10 protein-coding genes are annotated in these 12,460 nt (G+C 38.0%); 2 read left to right on the top strand and 8 right to left on the bottom strand.

Annotated elements, in window-relative coordinates; genetic code table 11:
• Positions 1–14 precede the first annotated feature (14 nt).
• From IGJ99_RS03345 to IGJ99_RS03310, 8 genes are all read right to left on the bottom strand, one after another.
• Positions 15–236: a CsbD family protein gene (locus tag IGJ99_RS03345; protein ID WP_010736118.1), complete on the bottom strand. Its 222-nt coding sequence runs from the start codon at positions 234–236 to the stop codon at positions 15–17.
• A gap of 90 nt (positions 237–326) precedes the next feature.
• Complete coding sequence (gene iadA, locus IGJ99_RS03340; protein WP_226076671.1) at positions 327–1,517, bottom strand: beta-aspartyl-peptidase; 1,191 nt, start codon at positions 1,515–1,517, stop codon at positions 327–329.
• A gap of 203 nt (positions 1,518–1,720) precedes the next feature.
• Positions 1,721–3,460, bottom strand: a complete 1,740-nt coding sequence (gene yfcC / locus IGJ99_RS03335; RefSeq protein WP_438770581.1) for a putative basic amino acid antiporter YfcC — start codon at positions 3,458–3,460, stop codon at positions 1,721–1,723.
• 521 nt (positions 3,461–3,981) lie between these two features.
• A complete protein-coding gene (locus IGJ99_RS03330; RefSeq protein WP_010736121.1) occupies positions 3,982–4,587 on the bottom strand; it encodes an SIS domain-containing protein in 606 nt (201 codons plus the stop codon).
• Positions 4,588–5,095: 508 nt separating this feature from the next.
• A complete protein-coding gene (locus tag IGJ99_RS03325; RefSeq protein ID WP_010736122.1) occupies positions 5,096–5,470 on the bottom strand; it encodes a hypothetical protein in 375 nt (124 codons plus the stop codon).
• 63 nt (positions 5,471–5,533) lie between these two features.
• Positions 5,534–6,415, bottom strand: coding sequence for a UTP--glucose-1-phosphate uridylyltransferase GalU (galU, locus tag IGJ99_RS03320; protein ID WP_010736123.1), 882 nt, complete (start codon positions 6,413–6,415; stop codon positions 5,534–5,536).
• A 30-nt stretch (positions 6,416–6,445) separates the two neighbouring features.
• The gene (locus IGJ99_RS03315; protein WP_010736124.1) at positions 6,446–7,459 is read right to left on the bottom strand and encodes an NAD(P)H-dependent glycerol-3-phosphate dehydrogenase; all 1,014 of its coding nucleotides are present in this window, start codon (positions 7,457–7,459) and stop codon (positions 6,446–6,448) included.
• Between the two features lie 766 nt (positions 7,460–8,225).
• Positions 8,226–9,962, bottom strand: a complete 1,737-nt coding sequence (locus IGJ99_RS03310) for a fibronectin type III domain-containing protein (protein ID WP_438770579.1) — start codon at positions 9,960–9,962, stop codon at positions 8,226–8,228.
• Positions 9,963–10,175: 213 nt separating this feature from the next.
• On the opposite strand from IGJ99_RS03310, the gene IGJ99_RS03305 reads away from it, so the two are divergent.
• Together IGJ99_RS03305 and IGJ99_RS03300 are read left to right on the top strand one after the other, a co-directional pair.
• Positions 10,176–11,117 carry a helix-turn-helix domain-containing protein gene (locus IGJ99_RS03305; RefSeq protein ID WP_062805586.1) on the top strand — a complete coding sequence of 314 codons (942 nt, stop codon included), beginning with the start codon at positions 10,176–10,178 and terminating at the stop codon, positions 11,115–11,117.
• Positions 11,118–11,729: 612 nt separating this feature from the next.
• Positions 11,730–12,380: a lytic polysaccharide monooxygenase auxiliary activity family 9 protein gene (locus tag IGJ99_RS03300; protein ID WP_224434567.1), complete on the top strand. Its 651-nt coding sequence runs from the start codon at positions 11,730–11,732 to the stop codon at positions 12,378–12,380.
• Positions 12,381–12,460: the final 80 nt, after the last annotated feature.

Here is a 12,460-nt window from a genome sequence, read left to right as displayed (position 1 = left end):
AATTTACAAGTAGACTATTTATGGTCTTTTTTTGAAAATTTTTCTTTTACATCTTCAAAGCCTTCTTTGATTTCATCGCCGATATTACGAGCTTTACTCTTGATATCCGCACCTACAGATTGGGCTTTACCTTCTGTTTCTTTACTTCTATCGCCTGTTGCTTTTCCATAGGCTTCTTTGCCTTCACCTGCAACTTTGTCTTTCAAATCTTTAGAGCGTCCTTCTAAATCTGCCATAATATTTCCTCCTCTAAAATTTGTCTTTGTAACTACTTTTAGAGTAACACCAATTATAAAAACAAACAAACAGAATGCTTATTGTGTTATTTAGTTGTTAAGAATTTGCTCAAATGTTCCCCAAACTTTCACTTGTTTTTCTTGGACCATGATGGTGCCATTAGCGATCACCGTATCGATTTCTAAGGTTTCTTTATCAAGTAGACAAAGATCTGCATCTTTACCAACAGCGATTCTTCCCTTTTGGTCCAGTTTAAGGACTCTTGCAGGATTGGACGTCACAGCTCGTAAGGCAATCTCTAAAGGAATGTCTTCTTTTTGAACGGCTTCTTTGATGCCCACCAGTAAGGATTTCGCACTACCGACGCCCATACCGATAAAATGGTTCTCTTGGTCAAAATATGGGAGACTACCTTGTCCATCGGAGGTCAAGGTGAAGTTATCAAGAGAGACTTGTGCTTCCAATAACTGCTTCAATGCTTTACTGAAACGAACTTCACCATCGGTCTTTTCCCAAAAATCAGGATCTTCACTTGCAGTGAAATCGATCGTTCCACCTTTTTTCGCAAATTCGATACATGCAGCTAATAATTCAGTTGTCCGATTCGCATGCGTCGGATAAAACTGAGTAATAGGGATTTCTGTTTCTTCAACCACACGATTCAATAGTTCCAATTTTCGACTTCCGCCACCTAAATGGACATTCACGATCCCTGCTTTACCTGATAACATGCCCCCAACACGAGCATCCGCCACTGACCGAGCAAACTCATCGAATGTTGGCTGAGAAGAGCGATGATCAGAGACAGCGATTTCTCCGATCCCAATGATCTTATCAATGGTAAGAAAATCTTTGATCAATGAATCAGTCACCGTTTTGACCGGCAACCGATAAGAACCAACATAAACATACGTAGTCAATCCTTCTGCCTCTAACCCTCTTGCTTTACTGATCAAAGCAGTCATATCTCGACCCTCGCCATCTGTCCCGATACAACCTACGACTGTTGTCACTCCTGCTGTCGTTAATTGACTAAGTGTGACTTCTGGCGTGCGATTATGATAGCCTCCTTCGCCGCCGCCACCTAAAATATGGAAATGGGCATCAATAAAACCTGGGGTCAAGAGTTTTCCTTCTCCTGAAATTTCTTCCACGATCAATTCTTCGTAACCGCCGGATAGTTGATCTTCCAAGGCAACAATCTTATTTCCTGCCACTAATACGTCCTTCTTACCAAGATATTCTGGTGCATAGACATCGATTTGTCGAATGAGTTTCATATCTGATCTTCTCCTTTATAAAATAGTCTTTACCTTTTAGAACACTCAAAAGGTTGTTTAATAAGCAATCCATCGCTCTTTCGGAAATAAGCGAGAAAATCCAAAAATATGAAGATACTTTCGGGTTTTCTCGCTTATTGTCTCAGAGTTACGTATCGGTTAGCATAACTTCTTTGATTGCTATAAATCAGTTCTTATTTGTTTTATTGAAGTCCGATCGCGATTGCAATCATAATGAAGATCGTTCCTAAAACAAAGAAGAATCCTTGCATTTTGATTTGGAATCGTGCCCATTTTGCCCATTCGATCCGTGCCACACCTAAGACACCAATCAAGCTAGCAGAAACCGGCGTGAACGCATCCATGAATCCTGAACCTAATTGATAAGCTAATACAGCCACTTGACGAGAGACACCTACTAAATCAGCCAACGGTGCCATGATTGGCATCGTCAATGCCGCTTGTCCAGAATTTGAAGTGACGACTAAGTTGAACAAACTTTGGAATACGTACATCGCCCATGCCCCGATAACTGCCGGCACACCAGTCAGTGCTGTTCCAATACCATGTAAGATCGTATTAAGCGCAGAAGGTACAGAAGCATCTGATCCACCTAATACAAGTAAGATTCCTTTTGCCATCCCAACAACGATCGCTGTTCCAGCTAGATCTGCTGCTCCAGATTGGAAAGAAGAGGCAATATCATTGACCGTCATACCGTCCAATTTGAATAAAACAGCAATGATCCCTGCAACGAGTCCCATAACAAAAAATTGAGAGGCGATTTCTGGGATATAATAGCCTTTTTGTGTGACTCCCCAAACGATCCAAACTAAAACGATCAACATTTCGCCTAAAATCAATTTATGGCCTAGTGTAAATGTTTTTTGTTCATCGGATGTTTTCTTCAAGTGGTTACGGAAGTATTCATCAGATTTATACGTTAATGAACTTTCCGGATTCTTCCGAACTTTTTCGCCATAGATCATTAAGTAACCAGCCGATAACGCAGTCACGACGACCCACATGATCAATCGGAAGGTGGCGCCTGATAAGACTGGAATACCCGCAATCCCTTGAGCAACGGCGACACTGAACGGACTCATCCATGACGTGGCATTCCCGACTTGTGACGCCACATAGGTGACTGTGACGGCGACGATTGAATCATAGCCTAAGGCAATCACAAAAGGTACCATGACCATTGAGAATGGAATGACTTCTTCAGCCATACCGAACGTTGCGCCTCCAAATGAAAAAGCAAAGAATAAGAGCGGTAAAGCTAAACGTTCTAGACCACGTGTCTTATTGATAAAAGCATAAATACCTGCATCGATGGCACCCGTTCGCATAATGATCCCGAATGCACCACCCACGACTAAAATAAGTGCAGCAATCCCGACTGCTGAACCATATTTATCACCTGATACTAGACCTTCAAAAACGAAGTTTAAAAAGCCGAAACCACCGAAATCATCGGTCCCCCATAGTTTTGCTGTTTTATGCAATTTCTTTGAGGTGTCATAGATGTCTTCACCATATTCATCGTATAAAACATCATCTGTCAGTGAGATTTCATCTAGTTTCTCCTGGGTCAAGTTTTTCTCACCAGCTGCCAAGACTTCTTCTAATCCTTCTTCAGGAACAGCTAGCTTTTCTCTTTCCTTTGGATCATTTTGTAATTCTTCCAGTTGATCAAATACAAAAGCCTTATCTAATTCATAAGCATAACGAAACGAATCTTGGCGTAATACTGTTCTGGTACTGGTTTCTCCATTTGCATCTTTGTATTCTATATCTTGCGTACTGAATCTCCCAGCTGGTACGATAAATGTTAATAACCAGGCAAGTACAACTACACCAAAAATAATGACATACGTATGCGGTGTCGTCATTTTGGTAAAGTCTCGTTTTTTCTTTACTGAAGAATTTTTTCTCTTCAAAACTCGTTCTTCCTTTCTTGCTACGTTTTTGTCAATAATGAATAAGCAAATAGATTATACAGTAAAATGTTCTATACCACATGAATAAACAATTAAAATAATCTATTGATTTTAGTTATCATCAAGACACATTTTAATAAAAACGCTGGTTTCAAAGCCATAGTACCTATAAAAATGGATTAAAATTCTTTTTTTATTTTTACAATGTCGCTATTTCCGACTATTTATTTTCATTTCTAATTACGTATAAACAAAGATTTTTTAGCGATTAACAAATATTTATACATTTTCTTCCTCGCTCCTTTCCTATTTGAATCGATGTTTTTGATTGAATTTCTGCCTCTCTCTTCCTCTCTTTTTATTTTCATTAGGTATCTTCATTGCAATATTCATAACAAATGTACTATAATTGGAGTGTAAAGAGTTTTGGGGAAGACTCTTTCATCAACGTGTATAAAGAGACAAGAAAGAATCTTCATGATTCTTTCTTGTCTCTTTTTCGGACTCTTAACCTTCTCGCTTTAGTGACTCTCCAACAAATAATACACTGAAAAATAAACGATCTGCTGTAATAGGATTAAGGTTGCTAAGGAAGCTGCACCACATATAGCTGGCTCAAATTTAGGAACCGTAAGGACGGCATCATCTATCGTTGCATAGTTATCTAATACTAGATCTGCATATTCATATAAGCGCAAACCACTACTATGTCTTGACTTGATACTTCGGGATAAGTCAAATCCGGTGATCACGATCAATAGATACCCTTGTTCTTTGACCCATTCCGCCAGTTCAATGATTGCAGGATTTCTACCTTCATTTGATAAGAAAAGAAAAATATCTTCGGGTTGCGCATTGATTTGTTCAATGATTGCTTGGCCAGTTCCTTCCAGCGACTCATAAATCCCCGCTGCGGGATGTTCAATCAACTGAGTTGGCAAGATTTTTGGACATTGTTGCCAAAATTCATAGGCAGTGCCTTGTAAGGTACGGCTAGCAAAAATATGTAAACATCCTCCTCGATGAATCTGTGTAGCGATCCAACGACCCGCTTGTTCCATCAAGGGTTCCTCGATCCTTAATTTTTGTTCAAGTTTTTGACAATAATCAAAATAGGGTAAGCTCATTCTTTTCTCCTCTTCTTCTGCTATTTCAGAATAGAGATAACTATCAAAAAGAAAAATACAAAAAGATGAGACGAAGCAATTGCTCAGTCTCATCTTTACCTTAACCACTTATTCATTACAATCAAGCAAAAGATCTGATGTAGCAGCATCTTGATGTTCTTCGGCTTCAGTGTAAAAGATAGGAACGATGTATCGCTAAAAGCAAGTCTTTAAAACGGATTAAACAAACTTCTCGCTTGAATATACATCTGTTTTGACATAGTAAATAAACTGCCCCGCTTCCTCCGCTTTTTAGATTCATAAGGTAGAAAATCTTCCTTAAATCAGGTACAATAAATGCGGTCGGTGCGCTGCATCGACTATGGCAAAATGATCGGTCAGGGTGTATACGTGTGACTGGTCATTCCTTGATAGTTAGTTGCCGCTAACTATCAAGGAGCCTTTTTTTAGTTATTTCTATCTGCATCTATTGTAAGGAAAGTGCGAAACAAGTGCAAGTATCAAAATATCAGCGGTCAGATCTTGTCCGTCTTTCTGAGACATCCTTTGAGCGGTTCGGAGAAGCCGCATGTTTGCCTTTTTTGACGACATGAAATCTTTTAAGTAGATACGGGATATAGGCAAAAAGGTACAGCAAAAGAAAAGCTGCCGCAAAAAGAAATGCCTGTTGATCTCCCCACAAAAGAACGATGATCAAACTACCGATCGCCACTGTTGCTAAGTACCAAATAAAAATCAAAAAGGTTTCTTTTATTCTGACCATATAAAACATCGTAAACAAACTAATAAATAATACTGGCAGTAAAAACAGCCAATTATTTCCCTCCATCAACCATTTCAATCCATCAAGAAACGTTTGTGCAATGTTGATTAGAATCCCCATGTAAGCAATACACCTCATTTACTATTCTTTTCTCAAGATTTTATTTCTCTAATTGTTAAGTTTTTAGTCCAGAGAATGACTTAGATCAATGAGGTATTGTTTCAGCTGCTCGCTGATTTCAGGATGACCTAAACCGTATTCGATACTTGTTTTTAGATAACCAAATTTATCACCGACATCATATCTAGAGCCTTTGAATACTCTCGCATATACGGGTTGCTTTTTATTTAATTCATCAATTGCATCCGTCAATTGAACCTCATTTCCAGCTCCAGGTTTTTGTGTTTCTAATAATTCAAAAATTTCTGGTGTCAATAAGTAGCGTCCAATAATCGCTAAATCACTCGGAGCTTGTTCAGGTGTTGGTTTTTCGACGAATCGTTTCACTTCATACAAGCCTTCAGATTCTTTTGTTTCTGGATCGATGATCCCATATTTTGACGTGTCTTCATGAGGAACTTTCATGACTGCTACAGTCGAACCTTTTGTTTTCTCGTAATCTAAGATCAATTGTTTTGTCAGTGGAATCTCATCTTCCATCAAATCGTCCCCAAGCATAACGATGAATGGTTCATCTCCAACAAAAGTTTTCGCTTGTAATACCGCATGACCTAGTCCTAAAGGATGGGACTGACGGATAAAGTGGAGATTGACATTCGTTGTTTCTTCGACTAATTTTAGCAAGTCGATTTTATTTTTTTCTTGTAGATTCAATTCTAATTCGATATTCGAATCAAAATGGTCTTCAATCGGTCGTTTTTCTTTTCCGGTAACGATCAAAATATCTTCGATCCCCGAAGCTAAAGCTTCCTCTACGATAAATTGGATCGTTGGTTTATCAACGATCGGCAACATTTCTTTTGCCATTGCCTTTGTAGCAGGTAAAAAACGTGTACCTAGACCTGCTGCAGGAATGACTGCTTTTCTTACGATTTTATTCTCCATATGCGTATTTATATACTCCATTCTGTTGATTTACTGAAATTCGTTTTCCATCTTGCCATCACGCAACATGATTTCTTTTGCTGCTTGTTTGATATCCTTCCCTTGATAAAGGACCTGATAGATTGTTTGAGTGATGGGCATTTCTACACCTAGTTGATCAGCAAGTTCAACCGCCGCTTTTGTTGTCGATACACCCTCCACGATCATTCCCATATTCTCTAGGATTTGGTCTAATTTCTGTCCTTCACCTAACATATGACCCGCGCGCCAATTTCGTGAATGGACACTGGTACAAGTGACGATCAGATCACCAACACCGCTCAATCCAATAAAGGTCAAAGGGTTCGCGCCCATTGCTACACCGAGACGACTGATTTCAGCTAATCCTCTTGTCATGATCGCCGCTTTCGCATTGTCACCAAAACCAAGACCGTGGATCGCGCCGGCACCGATTGCAATGATATTCTTCAATGCTGCACCTGTTTCCACACCGATCACATCATTATTTGTATAGATTCGGAAATAATCATTCATAAATAATTCTTGCACATAAGTAGCTGCTTTTTGATCAACACTTGCAGCAGTAATCGTTGTGATATCGTGGACTGCCACTTCCTCTGCATGACTAGGTCCCGACAAAACAACGATGGATTGACGTTTTTCTTCTGGGATTTCTTCAGCAATCACTTCTGAGATCCGCTTATGCGTGTCTTGTTCTAATCCTTTACTTGCATGGATGATCACTGGTTTTGTCGTTAAATGTTGTAGCAATTCTTGTGCTACAGCACGGATTGCTTTCGTCGGTACGACAAATAATACTGCATCTACCTCTTTGACAGCTTCAGCCAATTCTGTGTAACCGATGATTGATTCTGGTAAATGTAACTCAGGTAAATAGTGTTTATTCGTATGATACGTATTGATTTCTGTGATTTGTTCTGGAACATTCCCCCAGATACGGACGTCATGTCCATTTTCTGCTAAGGTTTGAGCTAAAGCAGTTCCCCAAGAGCCAGGGCCTAATACTGCAATTTTTTGTTTCATGGAAATTCCTCCAAAATTCATAGTTAGTTTCTATTATAGTATAGATTAACAAAATACTGGACTTATTTTCATTGTTTTTAGCTTTTGTTTAAGAAGAGGTCGAGATATAAGTGTTTCGAAGTGGCTACTTTTTAGATGGTGTGAGAGGTCAAATGCCCCAGAAACATTTTATTCAGCCATTTTATTTCTTGATCTACCTTAAATAGAAATTATAATGTTGCAATACCATACAAGATGTTTTTTGGTCTATTCCAATGATATAGTCTATTTATCAACAGTCGAACTAAAGGAGGTGCATCTTATGTGGTCAGTTACTCCACCAATGTAAGTGCAAGTTTCAAGAATAGACAAAATCCTCAAGAATAAAAAACGAAAATCGTCGTTTAACAAGCGATTTTCGTTTTTTTATTTATTTTTCTAAAAATCAGCTGTCTCTATCCATCTCTTCTATTTATCGTAATTCTTTCTCGATGATTTTTTTATACATAGCAATATCATAACCAAACAATTATGTTTCTTAAAAAATAAAAAAAGCCCTCTAAAAAGAGGACTTGGAATTTTTATAATAGTTGTTATAATATATGTTTTTTTCATGTTCTGTTATACAAACATAAATAAATAATTGAATTTTTATCATGCGTTTGCCCAATTGCTAAGATTCTCGTTATACATGCACGAAAATCTTAACAATACTGAGCAAATCACTTATTCGTTGATTGATTCAGCATCAACGATTGCTTCATTAATAAAAACGGGTATGGATCGATTAGCCAATCAATTCCCAAGGTCCCCATTGTTCAGTTCCAGGCTCATTGCCTCGTGTCCACCATTTTGCACGATATGTGTTTCCTTTGTGTGTCACGATATCACCTAAATCATAAATTGTATCTGCATCCCATGCTTCTGCTGATGGTGCATCCGCCGTTGTCACAACTAATGCTTTGCTTTCTTCTGAAATGTTGCCCGCTTCGTCAAATGCTTTTACTGTATAAGAATACTCCGTATTAGCTGTTAATCCTGCGTCACTAAATGTATTTGTTTCTGTTTCTCCTACTTGCTCACCATCACGGTAAACATAGTAACCTACTACACCCACGTTATCTGTTGATTGTGTCCATGATAAAGAAACACTCTTGTCACTAATTGATGAAGCCGTAATGTTCAATGGTACTGATGGAGCTTCTAAGTCTGCTGGTGGCTCTTCTAATGTAGAGATCACTAATGCTTTACTTTCTTCTGAAACGTTACCAGCTGCATCAAATGCTTTCACTGTATAAGTGTATTCTGTGCTGGCAGTCAATTTTGTGTCTGTATAAGCATTGTTTGTTGCTCTACCAATTTGTTCGCCATCACGATAAATGTAATAACCTGCTACGCCACGATCATCTGTTGATTTTGTCCATGATAAAGCAACAGTTGAATGTGTTGCTGTGCCTGCTAGATTTGTTGGTTGTGATGGTTTTTCTGTATCAGGTGTTTTTTCTTGGAATAGATCCTGATAAGACTTCGCAAATGATTCATTGTACTCGACACCAGCTGAGTTTCTTCCTTCATCCCAGTTGATACTCCAAGTCATCAAACCTTTTAATGGTGTTTGATCTTTTTCCATTTGTTCGAATACATCGTAAACTTTTGATGGTTCTTTTACAAAACCATTTGCTGCTGCATCTACGTTTGCTGGAATACCTAAAGCTAAGCGATTCGCTGGGATTTGGATAAACCCACCGCTTCCTTCGTTGAAAGCTTTTGAAATTCCATATAAGAATTCAAATTTTTTGCTGTCATTATTTTGAGCGATCCATTCAGTTCCAACACTTATACCGTCACCTGCTTGGTTGTATAACTGTGGTGCAATAAAATCATATTCTTGTTCTAAAGCAGTAATGTATGGTACATATTTACCTTGTGTTCTTAAATATGGAAACTCTGGCGCCATGGAGATAATGAAATGTTTTTGTTCTTTCTCAAAATGCGCACGGACAATCTTCAAAGCATCTGGAATTACTGTTTTATTGTCGCCTGCATCTACTGCGGTTTGTTCTAAATCGATATCTAAGCCATCAAATCCATAAACTTCAACCAAACGGATAATTTCATCGGCAAAGGCTTGTTCTTCCCCTTTATGTAATTCAATATGTGAATCTGCACCACCAAGTGAAATAATGACCACACGATTTTCAGCATTCAAAGTGGCTACTTTTTGTCTAAATTCAGTATCTGATATATTGTAAGGTTTGAATGTTGGGATACCTTCTCCTTTCATGAATGACACAGCAATCACATTATAAAAAGGATTTACTTTTGCCAAATCAGTATCTGCCGGACGGCCACCTTGGTAACCAGCACCTTGTTCAGGCACCCAATTATGATAATAACCTACTGAAACTTGGCGATTTGAGATATCTGGCATCGTATCTGCTGCATCTGCTGCAAACACATCTGTTCCGCCTCCAAACAAACAACCTAAAAGACCAACTGAGAATAATAAACTTTTCTTATTCATTTTTTTCCCTCCTAAATTTGTATTACAGAAGAGATTAAAACATATTTTATCCTTCAAAATTTTTTTTGTTTGGTATTGCAACAAAATAACTTTCCAAACAAAAAAATCGCACTTTTTTAACAAAAGGGCGCACATATGAAAACATAACATCCACATAACTATATTATGCTATTATAACCATGTACAAAAAAACAGCTTCTGGAGGAAATGAACATGACAGAACATGCTGCTCTAATTCGAAAATTAAGAAAAGATCGTGGATTGACACAAGAACAACTAACTTCAGGTATCTCACAAAGAGGAACCTTAGCAGCTTTTGAATCACGTGGAACAAAAATCGGCTTTGAACTAATAGTAAACTACCTTGATCGGATGAATATCACACTTGAAGAATATCAATTTTTATTGAATAGTAATTCGTTGTCTAATAAACAAAAATTAACGAATTATTTAATCACTTCAAAAACCATTACATCTGCTCAAGAACAAGAATTGCTCAACGAATTTGAAAAAACAGGAAACATTTATTATCGTTTGATCTACGCCCAAAGAAAATTGATTTCAAATTATCTGTATAGTAGCTCTTTTACCGCATCAATGAAAGAAGAAATCAGTGTTATAAAGAAGTATCTTGAAAAGATTGATACATGGGGGCACTTTGAATTGACTATTTTTTCGAATTGTTTATTTATTTTTGATGATGAATACATTGCCTATTCGTTCCAAAATAGTGTCACAAAGATGAAAGCCTACATAGATAATACCTATTATTCGGAGCTTCTTTCTAACTTTATTTTGAACGGCATACGTCTTTCTTTTAACCGTGAATCAACCACATTACGCAAATTATTTCTAGCCCAATTAAAAAAAATCGCGACGACACACAAACAAACACTCGATCTTGCACATTACAAAGTGTTTACTGCTTTAGATAAACTAGCTGATGGACAAAAAACAGCTTTAAAAGAAGTGGAAACGGGTATTGCGTTTTTTGAATGGTTAGATCTTTCTACGAGTAAAGACTACATGATCAATCTAAAAGAAAAATTTTGCGCTGAAGTATGTGATTTTCCGAACAATGATCATCACACAAAAGTCGTTGTCAAAAGTACGTGCGATCGCCTCTCTCCACAACGCCAAGTGAATACTGCCTAAAATAACCGCGTATCTCCTCACTCCCAATGAGAAGATACACGGTTTTTAAGTCTCTCTGTTTATTCTCGATTGATTCGATAGGTTCCACTGGAATGGCGTGCTTGATACGAGAGTTTCTAAACAGTTCATTGCACATTTCGTAGTCAGACGATTATCGATCAAAGAACTATCAGAAATGCAACGCATTGAAGAAATGCGTCTTCGTGTATTCCTTTCAGGGGCACCGATTACTAAAGTCAACAAATCCTGGCCAGTCATATGGACCACCTACAAGGGCGCACCAGCCTACTGCCTGTGTAGGTGCATAACGTTGCTTCCTTCATTTTCTGATTCGTTCTCTACATTTCCTCTCAATAAATTCTTTTGTTACTTGTTTTATCCCCATGTCTCCCCTTTCTATACTGTGCAAACGCGACTCCTTCAGTGGCAGTTCTTTCTCCAGCGAACATTTGCGTTTCACCTAAAAAATGACTAAATAGTATAATTTCTAATAACACTCGCGATGAACGAAATTTTTTTGTTGCAATAACATACATAATTTTCAGATTAAAAATATATCAGTTATGATAACAATCGTACATTACACAAAGTAAAAATATCGGAGGAATTATTATGAAAAAGAGTACATTAATTGGTTTAGGATTCATTTTGGCAGGTATCGGAGCAAGCACGCTTACTTCTGTTGATGTTGCTGCTCATGGTTATGTTTCTGAACCAGCAAGTCGTGGCTACCAAGGAAGCCTTGACAAAAATACAAACTGGAATGCTGCATTCAAAAAATACGGAGCTGTTATCAATGAGCCACAATCCCTTGAAGCACCAAAAGGATTCCCAGCTGCAGGACCTGAAGATGGTCAAATCGCTTCTGCAAATGGTACGGTAGGTGATTTCTTATTGGATCAACAAACAGCCTCATTGTGGACAAAACAACAACTGACAGCTGGTGCAAATGATTTTACTTGGACATTCACTGCCAACCATGCAACAACGAAATGGCATTACTACATGACGAAAGCCGGTTGGGATCAAAATGATGCGTTGACAAGAGACGACTTGGAATTCATTGGTGAAGTAGGCAATGATGGACAACTAGCTTCTACTAATCCGACACATTCGATCAACATTCCCAATGACCGATTAGGTTATCATGTGATCTTAGCTGTTTGGGATGTCGCTGATACTAAAAATGGGTTCTATAATGTCATTGATGTCGATGTTAAAGGTGAAACAGTTTTAGCTGACTTACAAAAAAAAAATTATTAATGACCGAAAGAGACCGAGGCAGGAATCTTTAGCCACGGAAATAAGTCACCATCTACGAGAGTTGTTCGTCAATTTTTTGT

This window comes from Enterococcus sp. AZ095b (genome assembly GCF_051714725.1).
Taxonomy (GTDB): domain Bacteria; phylum Bacillota; class Bacilli; order Lactobacillales; family Enterococcaceae; genus Enterococcus_B; species Enterococcus_B pernyi.
The sequence above is the reverse complement of the archived record's forward strand: the minus strand, read 5'-3'. Positions and strand labels throughout refer to the sequence as shown.

Bases quoted from the DNA above. Each gene is read 5' to 3' on its own strand.
- IGJ99_RS03325 (WP_010736122.1), bottom strand. From the start codon at position 5,470: ATGGGGATTCTAATCAACATTGCACAAACGTTTCTTGATGGATTGAAA.
- IGJ99_RS03300 (WP_224434567.1), top strand. From the start codon at position 11,730: ATGAAAAAGAGTACATTAATTGGTTTAGGATTCATTTTGGCAGGTATC.
- IGJ99_RS03330 (WP_010736121.1), bottom strand. From the start codon at position 4,587: ATGAGCTTACCCTATTTTGATTATTGTCAAAAACTTGAACAAAAATTA.
- IGJ99_RS03315 (WP_010736124.1), bottom strand. From the start codon at position 7,459: ATGAAACAAAAAATTGCAGTATTAGGCCCTGGCTCTTGGGGAACTGCT.
- IGJ99_RS03345 (WP_010736118.1), bottom strand. From the start codon at position 236: ATGGCAGATTTAGAAGGACGCTCTAAAGATTTGAAAGACAAAGTTGCA.
- galU (WP_010736123.1), bottom strand. From the start codon at position 6,415: ATGGAGAATAAAATCGTAAGAAAAGCAGTCATTCCTGCAGCAGGTCTA.
- IGJ99_RS03310 (WP_438770579.1), bottom strand. From the start codon at position 9,962: ATGAATAAGAAAAGTTTATTATTCTCAGTTGGTCTTTTAGGTTGTTTG.
- IGJ99_RS03305 (WP_062805586.1), top strand. From the start codon at position 10,176: ATGACAGAACATGCTGCTCTAATTCGAAAATTAAGAAAAGATCGTGGA.
- iadA (WP_226076671.1), bottom strand. From the start codon at position 1,517: ATGAAACTCATTCGACAAATCGATGTCTATGCACCAGAATATCTTGGT.